A 16,009-nucleotide genomic window follows, 5' to 3' on the forward strand; every position below is an offset into this window, starting at 1 on the left:
GCCATGGACTCCGACCGGGCCCCCCGACGCCTCTGGACGACCTGGATCGCCGGCTGGACGGGGATGCTCGTGCTGGCGCTGGCCAACGGCACCCTGCGTGCGCTGGTCGTCCAGCCGGCGATCGGCGAGGAGGCGGCCCGCCGGGTCGCCACCGCGGTGCTGCTCGCCGCGCTCACCGGCTACGTCTGGTGGCTGCACCGGCGGCGGCCGATCCCGACCGCGCGGCAGGCGTGGGCGGTCGGGCTGACCTGGACCGGCCTGACGCTGGCCTTCGAGTTCGGCTGGGGCGGGCTCGTCGAGGGCCTGCCGCTGTCGACGATGCTGGCCGACTACGACGTCACCGCCGGCCGGATCTGGGTGCTGGTCCCGATCTGGACGGCGGCCGTCCCGGCGGTCGTGCGCCGGCTGCAGCGGCTCCGCTCCGCCGACCGGGTGGGGCCGCGGTGACCGGCGCCGTCCGGGCCACGACGGGGCGGCTCCCGGCGGTCCTCGCCCTGCTGATGGCGGCCCAGGCCGCCACGGGCCTCGCGGTGCCGGGCCTGTACCGCGACGCCGGGTGGATCCGGGCGGGGTGGGTGGGCAACGACGCGGTCACCCTGCTGGTCGCGGTCCCGCTGCTGGTCGTCACCGTGGTGGGGGTGCGTCGCGGCAGCGGGCGGGCGGCGCTGGCGCAGGCCGGTCTGCTCGGCTACGCGGGGTACAACTACGCGTTCTACCTGTTCGGCGCCACGCTCAACGCGATGTTCCCGGTGTACGCCGCGCTGGTGGTCCTGTCGGTGACGGCCCTGATCGGGGCACCGGCCGGGGACACCGGGTCCGGGGACGAACCGTCCGGGATCCGGGTCGCGGGGCTCTTGCTGACCGGTATCGGGGCCGGGCTCGCGCTGGTCTGGCTCGCGCTGTGGGCCGGTCACGTCGTCGCGGACCGGCCCGTCCCGGCCGGGCCGGACGCGTTCCGGCTGGTGGCGGCGCTGGACCTGACCGTCATGGTGCCGCTGCTCGTGAGCGGCGGGGTGCTGCTGTGGCGTCGGCACCCGTGGGGCCGGCGGGTCGCCGTGCTCGCCGGGGTGCAGGCGTCGCTGTACCTGCTGGTCCTGGCGGTGAACTCGGCGGCAGCGGTGTTGAGCGGGTCGGTGGCCGCACCCGGTGAGCTCCCGGTGTGGGCCGGGCTGCTGGTGCCGGCGGCCGGGGCCACCGCGGTGCTCCTGTGGGGGCCCGCGGCGGGCCGTGGCCCGACCGCGGTCGGGCACCCGGTGGCGGACCCGCGCGTCGCCGCCCCCTGACCGACCCGGGCACGTGCCCCCGGCGACGCGGGACCTCCGGTCCGGGGGGCCGCGGCCTTCGACCCTCGTCGCCCTGCGGGCCGGCGACCGACGATGGACGCCACGACCCGCACCAGGAGAGAGAGGCACCCGATGTCCACGCTCACCACGGCGCCCGCCCGCCCGCGCCGGCGGAACTGGCCGGTCGTCGCCATCGAGCTGTTCGTCGCCGCCGGGGCGGTCTACGGCGGGGTCGGCCTGGCCCGGGGCAACACCATCGGCATGCTCGACGAGTGGCTGGAGGGGACGCCGTTCACCTCGTGGTTCGTCCCCGGCATCCTGCTGCTGCTCGTCGTCGCCGTCCCCATGGCGACCGCCGCGGTACTCGAGCTGCTCCGCTCGCCGTGGGCGGCCGCGGCGTCGATCACCGCAGGCGCGGCCCAGATCGCCTGGATCGGGGCGCAGCTGGCGATCATGCAGCGTTACAACGTGCAGCAGCCGATCATCCTGGCCTGCGGCCTGGCCGTCGTGCTGCTCGCCGTGGCCACCTGCCGGCACCGGCCCGTGCTCCCGTCGGACGGGCGATGAGCGCCGTCGACGCGGGCCCGGTGGCCTGCCCGGCCTGCGGGCGCCGCAACCGGGTGCCCGCGGTGGCAAGCGGGACCCCGCACTGCGGGTCGTGCCGCGCCCCGCTGCCCTGGCTGGTCGCGGCGGGCGACGCCGACGTGGTCGACGTCGTGGACCGGTCACCCCTGCCGGTCCTGCTCGACCTGTGGGCGCCGTGGTGCGGTCCCTGCCGCGCGGTGGCCCCGGCGGTCGCGCGGGTCGCGCGGGAGCTCGCGGGGCACGTCAAGGCCGTCCAGGTGAACGTCGACGAGGCACCCGGGGTGGCCGCCCGCTTCGGCGCCCGCAGCATCCCGACCCTGCTGGTGCTGCGCGACGGCGTCGAGATCGCCCGGCAGGTCGGTGCGCTGCCCGCGGAGCGGCTGCTCGGCTGGGTCCGCGCGACCGTCGGGTGAGCAGCGGGCCGTCCGACCCCGACCGCCGACCGCGGCGGGGCACACGAGGGTCCCCGTCCCTGCGGGGGCCGTTCCGGAGGAGGAGCCGCTATGAAGGCGCGTGACGTCATGACCAGCCCGGTGATCACCCTGCGGCCCGACACCCCGGTGCACGCCGCGGCGGCGCTGCTGATCGCCCACGGCTTCACCGCGGCACCGGTGGTCGGCCCGCACCGGCGGCTGCTGGGCATCGCCACCGAGGCCGACCTGGTGCGCGGCCGGGTCGTCCCCGACGGCTGGACCGTGCAGCCCGGGCCGGAACCGGCCGTGGCGGCGGTCATGACCCCGGACCCGACCACGGCCCGTCCCGATGACGACCTCGCCGACGTCGTGGCCACGATGCTCGATCGCGGCGTCGGCTCGGTCCCGGTCGTGGAGGACGGCGACCTCGTCGGCATCCTCAGCCGCCGCGACGTCCTGCGCTGCGTCGCCCGCCGCGAGCTGACCTCGGCCGAGGTGCACCGGCGCCGGGACCTGGTCGAGCCCGCCCGGGAGGACGGCTGAGCCACCCGGTCGGGCACGCCACGGCCGAGCGGGCCGCCGCGACCGGTCGGCCCGCCGCCGGGCGATCGTGTCGACCGGTCCGGGGTCCGGGCGGCCCGCCCCGACCGTCACCCGGGCGGTGCCGTGCCCCCGCCGTCCGTCTCCGGGTGCACCGCCCCTCCCCGGCCCGCCCGCGTGCGGCCGGTCACGACGGCCGGGTCAGCAGGGCGACCCAGCCGTCGAGGTCCGACAGCCGCCCGTAGTCGTCCTCGTCGATGCGGATGCCGGTCCCGTCGCTGACGCGGCGGACGACCGCGAGGAAGTCCAGCGAGTCCAGGCCGAGGGTGTCGCGCAGGTCGTCGTGCGGGCCGAGCGCGTCCAGCTCGGGTCCCGGGGCGACGGCGCGCAGGGCGTCGAGGACGAGCGCGCGGGCGTCGTCGGCGGTGCGGGTGGTCATGCGGTGTCCTCCGGTCGGTGCAGCTGGCGGTCGATCTCGTGCAGCAGTCGGGCGCCGGTGGCGCCGTCGGTGGCGCGGTGGTCACCGGACAGGGTCGCGGTGACGACGGGCCGGACGACGAGCGCGTCCCCCTCCGGCCAGGCCCGCGGCCGGACCGCACCGAAGCCGACCAGCGCCACCTGGGGCGGGAAGATCACCCCGGTGACCGCGTCGACCCCGAGCTCGCCCAGGTTGGTGACGGTCAGGGTGGCGCCGTCCGCCTCGGACGAGCGCAGGCGCCCGCTGCGCGCCCGCCCGGCCGCGCCCAGCAGGGCGGCCATGAGTGCGTCGAGGTCCAGGGCGTCCGCGTGGTGCAGCACGGGCACGGACAGTCCGCCGCCGCGCAGGGCGACGGCGACGCCCAGGTGGACGCCGTCTCCGGGCACGAAGCGGTCCTCGATCCAGTGCCCGTTGAGTTCGGGCACCGCGCCCGCGGCCCGGACGACGGCGTGCAGCAGCTGCGCCGCCGGGAGGACCCGGTCGGCGACCGGGATCGCGAGGTTGTGCCGGCGCAGCCGTTCCAGCGCGGCGCCGAGCTCGATCTCGGTGCTCAGGTAGTAGTGCGGGATCTCCCGCTTGGAGCGGGCCATCAGGGCGGCGGTGACCGACCGCGGCCGGGGCGGCGGGGGCGCGGGAGCCACCGGTGCCGCGGGTGCCGCGACGACGTCCCGGGCCCGCAGCGGCCCGGTCGTGCCGGCCGCCAACGCGGTCGGGTCGAGCCCGCGTTCGCGGGCCAGGCGCCGGGCGTAGGGGGAGATGCGGGGGCGGTGCGGCGGGCCGGAGCGCAGGGCCTGGTCCACGTCGGCGCGGGTGACCTCACCGTCCGGCCCGGTGCCCGGCAGGGCCGCGAGGTCCAGCCCCGCCGCGGCGGCCCGCCTGCGGGTCAGCGGCGACCGGCCCGCCGGGTGCGGGGCCGTCCGCGGCCGCGGTGGTCCGGTGCCCGGCGGTGCAGCGGGCTGCGGCGGCGCGGTGGGTGGCGGCGGCTCGGCGGGCTGGGGCGGCGCGGCGGGTGGCGGCGGCTCGGCCGGCGCGGGGGCACCGGACGGTCGCGGCCCGGCGGGTGGCGGCCCGCCCGGCGCCGCGGTGGCGATCAGGGCCAGCGGCGCGCCCACCGGCACCTTCGTCCCCACGTCGACGAGCAGCCGGTCCACGGTGCCGGACTCGAAGCACTCGACGTCGATCAGCGCCTTCTCGGTGTCCACGGTCGCGACGACGTCCCCGCGGCGCACCTCGTCGCCCGGGCCGATCAGCCATTCGACGACCGTGCCCTCGGCCATGTCGGCGCCGAGGGAGGGCATCCGGAACTCGCCCACCTCAGCCCACCGCCCGCCGGGCCGCCGCCACCACGTCGGCGACGCCGGGCAGCGCCGCCTCCTCCAGGTGGTGCGGGTAGGGCAGCGGCACCTCGACGCCGCAGACCCGCTCGATCGGCGCGTCGAGCTCGTAGAGCGCGTGCTCGGCGACGCGCGCGGCGATCTCGGCCGACGGGCTGCCGCTGCGCCAGGCGTTGTCGACGACGACGAGGCGGTGGGTGCGGGCGACCGACGCCAGCACCGTGGCCTCGTCCAGCGGGCGCAGCACCCGCAGGTCCACGACCTCGGCGGACACGCCGTCGGTGGCGAGCTGCTCGGCGGCGGCCTCGGTCGGGGCCAGCGAGCCGCCGTAGGCGACGAGCGTGACGTCGGTGCCGGGGCGGCGCACGGCGGCGCGGGAGATGTCGACCGGGCCGGCGTCGTCGGGCAGCTCGCCGGAGGTCCCGTAGAGCGCGATCTGCTCGAAGACCAGCACCGGATCGGGATCGGCCAGCGCGGGCGCGAGCATGCCCCGGGCGTCGGCCAGGGTGGCGGGGGTGAGCACCCGCAGACCCGGGATGTGCGCGTAGATCCCCTCCAGGGTGTGCGAGTGCTGCGCGGCGAGCTGGCGGCCCGGCCCGGTCGGGACGCGGATGACCAGCGGCACCCCGAGCTGCCCGCCGGACATGTGCCGCAGGGTCGCGGCGTTGTTGAGGATCTGGTCGAGCGCGAGCAGGCTGAAGTTCACCGTCATGATCTCGACGACCGGCCGGGCCCCGCCGAGTGCCGCGCCGATCCCGGCACCGACGAACGCCGACTCCGAGAGCGGGGTGTCGCGCACCCGCCGCTCGCCGAACTCCTCGAGCAGGCCCTGGCTCACGGCGAAGCAGCCGCCGTAGCGGCCGACGTCCTCGCCCATGAGGAACACCCGGTCGTCGGCGGCGAGCGCCTCGCGCAGACCGGCCCGGAAGGCCTCGCGGAACGTGGTGGTGGCCATCACCGCTCCGCCAGCACGTGCCGGGTCAGGTCGGCGACCGGTTCGCGCGGCGCCGCCTGCGCCGCCGCGACCGCCGCGTCGATCTCCTCCGCGATCGCGGCCTCGGCCGCGGCGACGTCGTCCGGGTCCAGGTCGGCGACCAGGGCGCCGAGCGGGTCGTGTTCCTGCCAGCCCGCGATCTCCGACCGCTCGCGGTAGCGGTCGGCGTCGTACATCGAGTGCGCCCGGAACCGGTAGGTGCGCAGCTCCAGGAAGCAGGGCCCGCCCCCGGCGCGGGCGGTGTCGACGGCCAGCCGCACGGCGTCGCGCACCGCGGGTGCGTCCATGCCGTCGACCGCCCACGACCGCACCCCGTAGGAGGCGGCCCGCAGCGCCAGGTCGGTCTGGGCGTGGCTCCGCGCCAGCGACGTGCCCATCGCGTACCGGTTGTTCTCGCAGCACAACACCACCGGCAGCCCCCACAGCGCGGCCAGGTTGAGCGACTCGTGGAACTCGCCCTCGGCGAACGCGCCGTCGCCGAACAGGCACGCGGTGACCTGTGGCCGGGCGGTGTAGGAGTCGGCCAGTGCCAGCCCGACGGCGAGCGGGATGCCCCCGGCGACGATCGCGTTGCCGCCGTAGAAGCGGCGGGCGGCGTCGAACAGGTGCATCGAGCCGCCGCGCCCGCCGCTGCAGCCGGTGGTGCGGCCGAACATCTCGGCGAACAGCGCCTCCATCGGGATGCCGCGGGCGAGCGCGTGCCCGTGCTCGCGGTAGGTGGACACGACCGCGTCGTCCGCGCCGAGCGCGGCCGTCACGCCGACGGCCACCGCCTCCTCCCCGATGCACAGGTGCATGAAGCCGCGGATGTCGCCGGCGCTGTAGAGCTCGACGCAGCGCTCCTCGAAGCGGCGGATGCGCGTCATCGCGGTGTGCAGCGCGAGCGCGTCCTTCGGGTCGGTCACCGCGCCACCTCCAGCATCGACAGGTCCCCTTCGGGCAGGCCCAGCTCGCGGGCCTTCAGCAGCCGCCGCATGACCTTCCCGCTGCGCGTGTGCGGGAGCGTGTCGGCGAACTCGATCTCCTTGGGGGCGACCGCGCCGAGCGCGCGGCGGGCGAAGGTCAGCAGCTCCGCCCGCAGCTCCTCGGTCGGCGCCTCACCGGCGCTCAGCGTCACGAACGCCTTCACCAGCTCGCCGGCCACCGGGTCGGGCGTGCCGATCACGCCGGCCTCGGCGACGGCGGGGTGGGCGGTCAGCACGCTCTCCACCTCGAACGGGCCGACGAGGTGGCCCGCGGACTTGATGACGTCGTCGGCGCGGGCCACGAACCAGTAGCGCCCGTCGAGGTCGCGCCGGGCGATGTCGCCGGTGAGGTACCAGCCGTCGGCGAAGCACGCCGCGTAGCGCTCCGGCGCGCCCAGGTAGCTGCGGAACATCGACGGCCAGCCGGCGCGCAGGGCCAGCTCGCCCTCGGCGACGCCGTGCAGGACGTGCACGGCACCGTGCGTGCCGACCGCGGCCCGGCCGTCGGGGCCGCGGGCCAGCAGCGCCGCCGTGACACCGGGCAGCGGACGGCCCATCGAGCCCGGCGCGATGTCGTCCGCGGGCAGGTTGGCGATCATGATCGCGCCGGTCTCGGTCTGCCACCAGTTGTCGTGTGCCGGCCGCCCGAGCACCCGGGCGGTCCAGCGCACCGCCTCCGGGTCGAGCGGCTCACCCACGCTGGCCACCAGCCGCAGGTGGGGCAGCGCGGGCACGCCCCGCTCGCCGCGGCGCATGAGCATCCGGATCGCCGTCGGGGCGGTGTACCAGACCGTGACGCCCTCCCGCTCCAGCGTGCGGTACCAACGCAGTGCGTCGAACTCGCCCTGGTCCGACAGCAGCGTCGCGCCGACGACGAGCGGAGCGACGATCCCGTACGAGGTGCCGGTCACCCAGCCGGGGTCGGCGGTGCACCAGAACAGGTCGTCGGGGCGCAGGTCGAGCGCGGCGCGGGCGGTGGCCAGGTGGGCCACCACGGCCTCGTGCACGTGCAGCGCGCCCTTCGGCGTGCCGGTGGTGCCGCTGGTGAAGTGCAGCAGCGCGGGGTCCTGCGGGTCGGTCGGGCCGATCGTGTGGACGGGCTCCTCGGCGGCCAGCAGCGCGTCCAGGTCCAGGGTGCCGGGCTCCCCGCCGCCCGCCGGGTCGCCACCGGTGAGCAGGACGTGGCGCAGGTGGGGCAGCTCGGCGCGGACCGGGGCGACGGTGCGCCGGTAGAGGTGGGGCGTCGTCACCAGCACGGCGGCCCCGCCGAGGTGCATCCGCTCGCGCACCGGCTGCGGGCCGAACGCGGAGAACAACGGGGAGACCACGCAGCGTGCCCGGAGTGCGCCCAGCACGCCCACGTACAGCGCGGGCACCCGGCCCAGCAGCGTGAACACCCGCTCACCCGGCCCGACGCCGAGCCGGGTGAGCAGGTTGGCGAACCGGGCCGTGCGCGCGTCCAGGTCGCGGTAGGTCAGGTCGTGCACGGCGTCGGTCCGGTCGAGCCAGCGCAGGGCGACGCGGTCCGCCCGGGCGGGGTCGGCGGTGTGCCGGACGACCGCCTCGTGGGCGATGTTCAGTCCGGCCCCGCCGGGCAGCCCGTCCAGACCCTCCCGGGCGGCGGCCCAGGTGAACCGCGTGCGGGCCCGCCGGGGATCGGGGACGTTGGCCGCGCGCCGCGCGGCGTCGGGTGGGCGGATCACGTACGGCTGCATCGCCCCAGCGTGGGCCGCCGGGAGCGGTGCCGGAACGGGGCGATGGGTGGGGGGAGAGGGGACTTCCGGCCCGGTCCCCACCGTCCGGACCGGCTGCATCGTGGACGCCGTCGACGTCCCGGGAGGAACCCGATGCCCACCACCATCAGCCGCCGTGTCCCGCCCCAGCGCCTGGTGACGCTGGCCAACCCGCTCGTCCGCGCGGTGGCGCGCTCGCCGCTGCACGGCCTGGTCGACGACGCACTGCTGGTGCTGCACGTCGTCGGGCGGCGCACCGGGCGGCGCTACGACGTCCCGGTCGGCTACGTGCCGCTCGACGGCGAGCTCGTCGTCGTCACCCGGCACGCCTGGCGGGTGAACCTGCGCGGCGTGGCCGAGGTCGAGGTGACCCACCGGGCCCACCGGGCACGGCGGCGGGTGCGGCTCGAGGAGGACCCGGCCACGGTCGCGGCCACGCTGCACCGGCTCGTGGTGCGCCACGGGCCGGTGCAGGCGCAGCGGCGGCTCGGGCTGGTCTTCCCCGGCGGGCTGGAGCCGTCGGCGGCCGAGCTGGAGGTGGCGGTGCGCGAGTTCGGGCTCGCCGTGCTGCGGGTGGCGGACACCGGGTCCGGGAGCTGACGGTGGCCCGCCCCCGGCCCGGTCACGTCGTGATGCCGGCCGTGTCGGTCGTCGTCGTCGGCCTGGCCTGCGGGCGATGCGGCGGGCGGCCGTCGAGCCCGCCGTCGTCGACGCGGTACGCGAGCGTGCAGACGACGTCGACGACACCGTCCAGGCGGCGGACGAGGTGCTCGGCCATCTCGGCCGTGCTGCGCTGCTCGACGGTGCCGTCGATGGTCACGATCCCGTCGGTGACGGACACCTCGACCTGGGTCGCGTCGGTCCACAGCACGTGCAGGAACACGTCGTCGAGCACGGCGGTCCGGATCTGCTCGTCGGTGCGCAGGTAGGCGCCGATCAGGTCGGCCCGGCTGACGATGCCGACCAGCGACCCGCCGTCGTCGACGACGGGGAGGTGCTTCAGCTCGTGCTCGGTCATCCGCCTGGCCGCCTCGGCCAGCTTCGCGGCCGGGCCGACGGTGACCGGTCGCCGGGTCATGAGGTGGGCGACGGTGTCCGCCTCGGCCCGCCGGATCTCCCGACGGGCCCGGCGGGTCTGCCACCAGCGCCGGGGCCGGGGGAGCGGCTGCGCCTGCTTGGACAGCAGGTCCCGTTCGGAGACCATCCCGATGACGCGGTCGTCGGCGTCGAGCACCGGCAGCGCCCCGACCCGGTGCTCGGTGAGGACCCGCGCGAGTTCCTTCAGCGGCATCGCGGGCCGGGCGGTCAACACGTGGGTGGTCATGACGTCGGAGACGGTCAGGGTGTCCATCGGTCCAGTTTCGCGCCGCGGCGGGGGCCCGGGCAGGGTCCTCGGCCCGGTCTCGGCCGGGCCGGGTGGCCCGCCGGGGCCGCGGTGACCGCCGGCCCCGCCGCGGGGACTTCCGGCCCTGCCGTCGCAGACTGCGCCACGAACCGACCGCTCGACGGGACCGTGATCCCGCCGGTCCGGGGACCGGCGGTCGGCACCGTGACGAGGAGGTCCCGACGGCCGCGACGCGTGCGCGAGGGGGAGCGGCTGTGTGGGACCGCTGCGCGAGCTGGACACCGACCTGGACCCGTACGCGGCCCGCCGATCGTCCGAGACCTCGGTGGTGGTCCTGTGGCCCGTCCCGGCCGCCGGCTGACCGGCCGCCGGGAGCCCCTCAGCCCGCCGCGTCGTCGGGACCCACCCGCACGACGCTGACCCCTCCGGCGGTCGGCCCCAGGCGCCGGCCGGTGACCTGACCGGCTCGCAGCCGGACCAGGTGCGGCCGCCCACCCCGGGCCCACGGTTCGACGATCCGCGGGCCGGGCCGCGGCGCCGAGGGGGGAACCAGTTCCGCCGTGGCCCCCGCCACCAGCACGCTCCACCCGGTGCTCAGCGCGGGTTCGATGCCGTCCGCCTCGAAGCTGACCGGACGGCCCTCGCCGATCGCGGTGAGCATCGAGCCCGGCCCGCACCGGAACGCGACGCATCCGTCGTCCAGCCCGAAGGTGACCGGCCTGAGCTGGATCCGCCCGTCCGTGTCGGACCAGGCGAGCCGGCCGACGGCGACGGTCCCGAGCAGGGCCAGGCAGGTCTCCCGGTCGAGGACGTCGACCCCGTCGGCGCGCGCGCCGGGTGGTTCCTCCATGTTCCAGCCCTCCCGTGTCCAGCCCTCCCGTGTCCAGCCCTCCCGTGTTCCAGCCCGCTCCGTCGGATCAGGACCGCGCGGAGTCCTGCCCCGGCCGGTGGCCGGGGTCATCCTCCGTCGGCGAGCCGCGCGTCCGGGCCGGGGAAGTAGACGGACTTGTGCCCGTCCTGCCATCGGATGCGGTAGTGGCGGGTGTCGCCGTCGCCGAGTACCTCGAGCACCTCACCGGACCGGCGCCCGGAGTCCAGGTGGACGGATTCGACGACGATCCGGTCACCCTGAGATGCGATCACCGCTGCCTCCTCGCCTCGCCGGCGCCTTCCCGCCCGGCACCCACCTTCGGTCCAGCCCACGGGGCCCACCAGGGCCGTTCGTCCCCGATCCGTCGTCGTGTGGCCCGGGCCGGTCGGCGGTCGGGGCGATGGGTCACCGCCGGGGGGCGCGACCGCGGGGTGTGGTGAACCAGCGCCGGAGTGCCCGCATCGATGGGCCGGCCGCGTGCGGCCGGCCGGGTGACCGGCGCATCAGGAGCAGCGCCGCGACCAGACCGGTGGCGACCACGCCCGCGCCGATGGTGGCCGGGGTGGCCAGCGCGAAGCACAGGAGGGCGGAGAGGGCGGAGAGGACCAGCGCGACGTCGACCCCGCGGCGCAGCCGGCGCTGGTGGCGCCGGGTGCGGTGGGTGACCGACTCCATCCGCCGGTCCTCGTCGGACAGCTGTCGTTCCATCTCGTGCAGGATCCGTCGGTCGCGTTCGCTGAGCATGGGTTTCTCCGGGCGGTGCTGCTGCCGACCTCGTCCGCAGCGGTCGATGATCGGCACCCATCCTGCGCGGACGGTCGGCAGGCGGTAAGTGCCGGACGTCCCGCATCGGTGGGCCGGTCGGGGCGCGCCGACCGGTGCCGGCCGGTCACGCGGGCCCGCCCGGATCGGTGACGACGGACGTCGGCGGGGTCGGTGTCACCTCCCCGGCCCACATGAGGGCGTACTCGACACCGGCGGCGTAACCCGTGCGGTCACCCCCGGTCGCACGGACCGCCTCGGCCGCGGCCAGCTCGTGGACGATCGCCCGCGCGGTCGGCGGGCGGCCGGGGGTCCGCCCGCCGAGCGGGCCGGGCCGCCCTCGACGAGCCAGGTGAGCGCGTCGCGGGCGCCCCGGTCGACGTCGGGGTGCGGGCCCGCGCGCCGGGCCGGCGCGGCGCGCTGCTCCCGCAGGACCGCGTCGTCGCGGAGGTGGGCGCGGTCGGCCCGCGGCCCGCCGCGGCCCCGCGTGGCGCGGCCGGCGACGCGGGGCGGGCCCACCTCAGCGATCCCGCCGCGCAGCCGGGGGCGTGGTCGCCGCGGGTGCGGCGCCCCGCCCGGGGACCGCACCCGCCGCCCGCCGGCCGTCGCGCGCGGCCGCCGTCACGAACGCCGGCAACAGGAGTGCGAACGCGATCGCCGTGAGCCCGGTGACGACGGACCCGGTGACGACGGACCCGGTGACGACGGACCCGGTGACGACGGACTCTGCCCTGTCCGCCCGGTGACCAGCGCGACCAGCACCGTGCCCGGCAGCAGCGCCAGCCACCCGACGAGCGCGAGCGCGCGGCACCACGGCCACGCCGCGGCGAGCCCGGCCCGCACCCCGGCGGGGACCCACCCGCGGGGCGGGCACCGATCCGGGTCGCGGCCGCCCCGACCACGGTCCCGAGCAGTGGCGGGCCGAACCCGGCCCCGACCAGCAGCATCACGGCCGACAGCCCGATCAGGGCCGTCCGCCACCGCGGCGCCGCGCGAGCGGTGTCACCGCCACGAGGAGGAAGCACGCGGACACCACGACCGCCAGCACCCGGAGGCCGACAGGCTCGGGACGCGACACCGACGGCGCCGGGGCGGCGGTCCACCGCTGAACGGCCCGCGTGTCCGGGACCTCCGAGGACCGGACCGGGGACCTCCGGCGCTCCCGGGGCGGGGCCACCGCGGGGACCGTGACGGTCGGAGATGACGGGGATGACGGGGATGACGGGGATGACGGGGATGACGGGGATGACGGGGATGACCGGACCGGCGGCGGGCGAGGCGGACGGGCGCCCCGGCGCCCTGCGGGGGGCGTGGGCCGCACCGGAGGCCCGCTACGCCGTGCTGTCGCCGGCCGCCGACCGGGACGCCGCCGACCGGGACGCCGGGAAGCCGCCGTGACCCCGGACGACGTGGTGGTGACGGCCCTGGCGGGACCGCTGCCGACCTACCTGGCCGTCCCGGACGGGCCGGGACCGTGGCCGGGTGTCGTGGTCGTGCACGACATGCTGGGGATGACCCACGACCTGCGCCGCCAGGCCGACTGGCTGGCCGGGGCCGGCTACCTCGCCGCCGCCCCGGACCTCTACCGCGCCGGTCGCCGGACCACCTGCCTGGTGCGGATGATCCGCGACGCGCGCGCCCGCCGGGGCCGCACCTTCGACGACATCGAGGCCGTCCGTGGCCTGCTCGCGGCGCGCCCGGACTGCACCGGCCGGATCGGGGTGATCGGGTTCTGCATGGGCGGCGGCTTCGCGCTGCTGCTGGCGCCCGGCCACGGGTTCGACGTCGCGAGCGTCAACTACGGCACCGCGACGAAGGACGTCTACCGTGCCGACGTGCTGGCCGGGTCGTGCCCGGTCGTGGGGAGCTACGGGGCGCTCGACCGCAGCAACCGCGGCACCGCCGAGCGGCTCGAGGGGATCCTCACCGCGGTCGGGGTGGAGCACGACATCCGCACCTACCCGGACGCCGGGCACGCCTTCCTCAACGACCACGACCCGGCCGACGTGCCGCCGGTGATGGCCGTGCTCGGCCGCCTGTCCGGCGGGGCCGATTCCTACCACGAGCCCTCCGCCCGGGACGCCCGCGCGCGCATCCTCGCGTTCTTCGCCCGCCACCTGGACGCGGGCTCCGTCCGCACCACGACACCCCGAGGGGGAACCACATGAGGGAGACGGGCCGGGACCGGTGGGGTGGTGCGAGCGGGTTCGCGGCGCTGGCCGTGGGCGCCCTCGCGGTGGTCTTCGAGCGCGGGGCACCGCCGGTGGGCGCATCGGAGGTGGAGGTGGCGGCGTTCCACGGCGCCCACGCGCAGGCCCTGCTGATGCAGAGCCTGCTGTTCCTGGTCAGCTCCGCGGTGTTCCTGTGGTTCGTCGGGTGCCTGCGGACCCACCTCACCGCGGTGGAGGGCGGGTCCGGCCGGTACGCGGGGCTGGTGTTCGGGGCCGGCGTGGGCTACGTCGCCCTGAGCGTGACCGCCCAGGCCGGGCAGATCGCGCTGGCCCAGGTGGCAGGGGCGGCGGCACCGTCGCTGGTCGCGGCCGTCGGGGCGCTGTCGTGGGCCCTGTTCACCGTCGCAGCGGTGCCGGCGGCGGTGATGCTGGCGGCGTTCGCGGCGCTGACGGCCGGTTCACCGGCGATGCCGGCCTGGCTGGGCTGGACCGCGGCGGTCGCGGCGGCCGCCCAGCTCGGGCTGCTGGCCGGCGTCGTCGTCACGACGGGCCCACTGGCCCCGGGCGGGTGGTACACCTTCGCGCCCTACCCGATCTACGTCGTCTGGCTGGCCGGTACCGCGGCCGTCCTGCTCCGGCGGCCCGCGTCCGCGGCCCGGTCCGGGGACGCGGCGCCCGCCGGGGCGGGCCGGTGAGGGACGACCCGCGGGCGCCCGTCCGCCCGGACACACAGCGGCCGGGGACGGAGGATGCGGTGGGTGTCGAGGTGGGCCCGCACGAGCTGGCCGAGACCGTGGCACGCTACGGGTTCGCGTACCTGCTGACCGTCGGGGGCGGTGACCGCGCGCACGTCGTGGCGGTCACCCCGACGGTCGGCGACGGCCTGCTGGCCGTTCCGCGGCCGGGCCGCAGGACCACCCGCAACCTCGCCGCCAGCCCGGTGGTGACACTCGTGTGGCCGCCCGCGGACCCCGCCGGCTACACGCTCATCGTCGACGGCGACGGCGAGCAGCGGGCCGACGTGGTGGTGGTGCGCCCGAGCAGGGCCGTCCTCCACCGGGCGGCGCGGCCTGCGGAGTCCCCCGGCGCGGGGTGCGCGTCCGACTGCGTGGAGATCCCCGTCCCCGCTGTGCCCGACCGACGGTGCGCACAACCGGATCGGTGATCCGTCCGGCGGGGATGCGGGTGGCCGGTCAGGGCCCGGCCGCCCACGCCTGCGCGGCCGGCAGCTCCGCGTAGGGGAAGGCACGGACCTGCGGGTGCACCACGTGGTCGGCGGCGGTGGCGAGCGTGCCCGCCACGGGGGTGTCGGTGACGAGCGCGAGGCGCCCGATCCGGCCCTGGTGGCCGACGACGAACCGGACGTGGCGCACCAGGGCACCGAGGCTCGCCCACCGTGGGAGGCCGCGCAGGTGCAGCACGAGGCCGGGCAGGTCGCCCTTCTCGTGCATCCAGGGGTCGACGGTCGTGGCGAGCGCCTCGAAGTCCTCGATGCGCAGGGACTGGGTGACCTCGGCGGTGACGACGCCGGTCGCCGGGTCGAGCGCGAGGGCGATCCCGGCGTCGGCGGGGAGCGCGGCGAGCCACTGCGCGGCCGCGCCCGCCTCGCCGGGGTCGAACACGCGCAGCGGGAACGGCACGAGGACGGCCGCCCACCTCGTCGCCTCCGCCACCCAGCCGGGGCCGGTCACCACGGCGACCCCGTCGAAGGCGCCGAAGGCGTGCAACCCGAGCCGGACGTCGTCGGCGACGGCGTCGGGCGTGAGGCCCTCGAAGCCGGGTGCGATCTCGATCAGGCAGCGCATGCGGCCCCCGGCCCGCAGGGCCTCGTCGACCATCGGGGTGATGACCTGCTCGTAGTCGGCCGCGGTCAGGCGGCCGTCCGCGCGCAGCCCCAGCACGCCGGCGGGCAGGCCGGTCATTCTCTCGATCATGGTGCTCCGTCCGGGCCCGGTGCCGTCAGAGGTGCAGGCGGGTGGGTGGGGTGGCCGTGAGTCCCTCGATGTCGTCCGCGGCGACGTCGAGGAGGGTGTGGGCGAGGCGGGACAGCGCCCGCGCGGTGGCCAGCTCGTCGCCGATCTCCGGGACGTCGCGGTCGGCCGGGTTGAGCCGGGCCGTCCCGACCGCGGTCAACGGCCGGGCGTCGCGGGTGTGCAGCCGCGCCGTGGCGCGGGTGCGGCCGTCGTGCTCGTCGATGTCGACCGTGACAGTCCATTGCTTGGCCTCGTTCATGGCGTGCTCCCTCGTCTCGGCTGTGACCCCGGGCGCTGTGACCCCGGGCGCTGTGACCCCGGGCGCTGTGACCCCGGGCGCTGTGGCCCGGGCCGCGGGAACCCCGGGCCGTCCCGCGGCGGCGGTTCCCCGCTCGCCCACCCGACGTTCCCCCTCGTCCGCCAGCGTCGTCGCGGACCGCGCCGGCCACCAGGGCCGTCCGGCCCGGCCCGGGGCGCGCATGCCGGCCCCCCGATCCCGCCGGGCGGGCCGTCGGACCCGCGGCCACCGGGTCCTCGGCGCCTGGTCGGGCACCAGCGGACG

At 77.3% G+C, this 16,009-nt stretch carries 21 protein-coding genes; 10 read left to right on the forward strand and 11 right to left on the reverse strand.

Annotation, left to right across the window (positions count from 1 at the left end; genetic code table 11):
- Positions 1 to 3 precede the first annotated feature (3 nt).
- The 5 genes from I4I81_RS06065 (at position 4) to I4I81_RS06085 (ending at position 2,824) form a co-directional block, all read left to right on the forward strand.
- Positions 4 to 447, forward strand: coding sequence for a hypothetical protein (locus I4I81_RS06065; protein WP_218615872.1), 444 nt, complete (start codon positions 4 to 6; stop codon positions 445 to 447).
- On the forward strand, positions 444 to 1,283 hold the full coding sequence (locus tag I4I81_RS06070; protein ID WP_218615873.1) for a hypothetical protein: 840 nt from the start codon (positions 444 to 446) through the stop codon (positions 1,281 to 1,283). The genes I4I81_RS06065 and I4I81_RS06070 overlap by 4 nt, the downstream gene beginning before the upstream one ends.
- 132 nt (positions 1,284 to 1,415) lie before the next feature.
- Entirely contained in the window at positions 1,416 to 1,850 is a 435-nt protein-coding gene (locus I4I81_RS06075; RefSeq protein ID WP_218606295.1) for a hypothetical protein, read from the forward strand.
- Positions 1,847 to 2,281 (forward strand): thioredoxin family protein, encoded by a 435-nt coding sequence (locus I4I81_RS06080; protein ID WP_225924500.1) that lies wholly within the window; start codon positions 1,847 to 1,849, stop codon positions 2,279 to 2,281. Before I4I81_RS06075 ends, I4I81_RS06080 begins: the two co-directional genes overlap by 4 nt.
- Positions 2,282 to 2,371: 90 nt before the next feature.
- The gene (locus I4I81_RS06085; RefSeq protein ID WP_218606296.1) at positions 2,372 to 2,824 is read left to right on the forward strand and encodes a CBS domain-containing protein; all 453 of its coding nucleotides are present in this window, start codon (positions 2,372 to 2,374) and stop codon (positions 2,822 to 2,824) included.
- 184 nt (positions 2,825 to 3,008) lie between these two features.
- On the opposite strand, the gene I4I81_RS06090 is transcribed toward I4I81_RS06085, so the two are convergent.
- From I4I81_RS06090 to acsA, 5 genes are read right to left on the reverse strand one after another with little or no spacing between them, the layout of a single operon-like run.
- Entirely contained in the window at positions 3,009 to 3,260 is a 252-nt protein-coding gene (locus I4I81_RS06090; RefSeq protein WP_218615874.1) for an acyl carrier protein, read from the reverse strand.
- Positions 3,257 to 4,597 (reverse strand): 2-oxo acid dehydrogenase subunit E2, encoded by a 1,341-nt coding sequence (locus I4I81_RS06095; protein ID WP_225924501.1) that lies wholly within the window; start codon positions 4,595 to 4,597, stop codon positions 3,257 to 3,259. The genes I4I81_RS06090 and I4I81_RS06095 overlap by 4 nt, the downstream gene beginning before the upstream one ends.
- Positions 4,598 to 4,613: 16 nt before the next feature.
- A complete protein-coding gene (locus I4I81_RS06100; RefSeq protein WP_218605909.1) occupies positions 4,614 to 5,588 on the reverse strand; it encodes an alpha-ketoacid dehydrogenase subunit beta in 975 nt (324 codons plus the stop codon).
- A complete protein-coding gene (gene pdhA, locus I4I81_RS06105) occupies positions 5,588 to 6,532 on the reverse strand; it encodes a pyruvate dehydrogenase (acetyl-transferring) E1 component subunit alpha (RefSeq protein WP_226363779.1) in 945 nt (314 codons plus the stop codon). The genes I4I81_RS06100 and pdhA overlap by 1 nt, the downstream gene beginning before the upstream one ends.
- Positions 6,529 to 8,307, reverse strand: coding sequence for an acetate--CoA ligase (gene acsA / locus I4I81_RS06110; RefSeq protein WP_218615876.1), 1,779 nt, complete (start codon positions 8,305 to 8,307; stop codon positions 6,529 to 6,531). The genes pdhA and acsA overlap by 4 nt, the downstream gene beginning before the upstream one ends.
- 132 nt (positions 8,308 to 8,439) lie before the next feature.
- Between acsA and I4I81_RS06115 the strand changes: the two genes are divergently transcribed.
- Positions 8,440 to 8,925, forward strand: a complete 486-nt coding sequence (locus I4I81_RS06115; RefSeq protein WP_218605885.1) for a nitroreductase/quinone reductase family protein — start codon at positions 8,440 to 8,442, stop codon at positions 8,923 to 8,925.
- Between the two features lie 22 nt (positions 8,926 to 8,947).
- On the opposite strand, the gene I4I81_RS06120 is transcribed toward I4I81_RS06115, so the two are convergent.
- The 4 genes from I4I81_RS06120 to I4I81_RS06135 form a co-directional block, all read right to left on the reverse strand.
- On the reverse strand, positions 8,948 to 9,676 hold the full coding sequence (locus I4I81_RS06120; RefSeq protein ID WP_218605884.1) for a CBS domain-containing protein: 729 nt from the start codon (positions 9,674 to 9,676) through the stop codon (positions 8,948 to 8,950).
- 373 nt (positions 9,677 to 10,049) lie between these two features.
- Positions 10,050 to 10,520 (reverse strand): pyridoxamine 5'-phosphate oxidase family protein, encoded by a 471-nt coding sequence (locus I4I81_RS06125; protein ID WP_218605883.1) that lies wholly within the window; start codon positions 10,518 to 10,520, stop codon positions 10,050 to 10,052.
- Positions 10,521 to 10,627: 107 nt separating this feature from the next.
- On the reverse strand, positions 10,628 to 10,813 hold the full coding sequence (locus I4I81_RS06130; RefSeq protein WP_218605882.1) for a DUF1918 domain-containing protein: 186 nt from the start codon (positions 10,811 to 10,813) through the stop codon (positions 10,628 to 10,630).
- A gap of 133 nt (positions 10,814 to 10,946) precedes the next feature.
- The gene (locus I4I81_RS06135) at positions 10,947 to 11,285 is read right to left on the reverse strand and encodes a DUF3040 domain-containing protein (RefSeq protein ID WP_218605881.1); all 339 of its coding nucleotides are present in this window, start codon (positions 11,283 to 11,285) and stop codon (positions 10,947 to 10,949) included.
- Between the two features lie 1,227 nt (positions 11,286 to 12,512).
- Between I4I81_RS06135 and I4I81_RS06140 the strand changes: the two genes are divergently transcribed.
- Genes I4I81_RS06140 through I4I81_RS06155 form a run of 4 tightly spaced genes read left to right on the forward strand, consistent with a single transcriptional unit; the run spans position 12,513 to position 14,639 of the window.
- Positions 12,513 to 12,701 (forward strand): hypothetical protein, encoded by a 189-nt coding sequence (locus I4I81_RS06140; protein WP_218615877.1) that lies wholly within the window; start codon positions 12,513 to 12,515, stop codon positions 12,699 to 12,701.
- Positions 12,698 to 13,471, forward strand: coding sequence for a dienelactone hydrolase family protein (locus I4I81_RS06145; RefSeq protein WP_226363780.1), 774 nt, complete (start codon positions 12,698 to 12,700; stop codon positions 13,469 to 13,471). Before I4I81_RS06140 ends, I4I81_RS06145 begins: the two co-directional genes overlap by 4 nt.
- On the forward strand, positions 13,468 to 14,169 hold the full coding sequence (locus I4I81_RS06150; RefSeq protein ID WP_218605161.1) for a hypothetical protein: 702 nt from the start codon (positions 13,468 to 13,470) through the stop codon (positions 14,167 to 14,169). The genes I4I81_RS06145 and I4I81_RS06150 overlap by 4 nt, the downstream gene beginning before the upstream one ends.
- Before the next feature lie 59 nt (positions 14,170 to 14,228).
- Positions 14,229 to 14,639, forward strand: coding sequence for a hypothetical protein (locus I4I81_RS06155; protein WP_218605160.1), 411 nt, complete (start codon positions 14,229 to 14,231; stop codon positions 14,637 to 14,639).
- Between the two features lie 28 nt (positions 14,640 to 14,667).
- Here I4I81_RS06155 and I4I81_RS06160 read toward each other — a convergent pair whose 3' ends face one another.
- Together I4I81_RS06160 and I4I81_RS06165 are read right to left on the reverse strand one after the other, a co-directional pair.
- Positions 14,668 to 15,408: a SpoIIAA family protein gene (locus I4I81_RS06160; RefSeq protein ID WP_218605159.1), complete on the reverse strand. Its 741-nt coding sequence runs from the start codon at positions 15,406 to 15,408 to the stop codon at positions 14,668 to 14,670.
- A 25-nt stretch (positions 15,409 to 15,433) separates the two neighbouring features.
- Complete coding sequence (locus I4I81_RS06165; protein ID WP_218605158.1) at positions 15,434 to 15,706, reverse strand: DUF1876 domain-containing protein; 273 nt, start codon at positions 15,704 to 15,706, stop codon at positions 15,434 to 15,436.
- Positions 15,707 to 16,009 lie beyond the last annotated feature (303 nt).

This window comes from Pseudonocardia abyssalis (genome assembly GCF_019263705.2).
Taxonomy (GTDB): Bacteria; Actinomycetota; Actinomycetes; order Mycobacteriales; family Pseudonocardiaceae; genus Pseudonocardia; species Pseudonocardia abyssalis.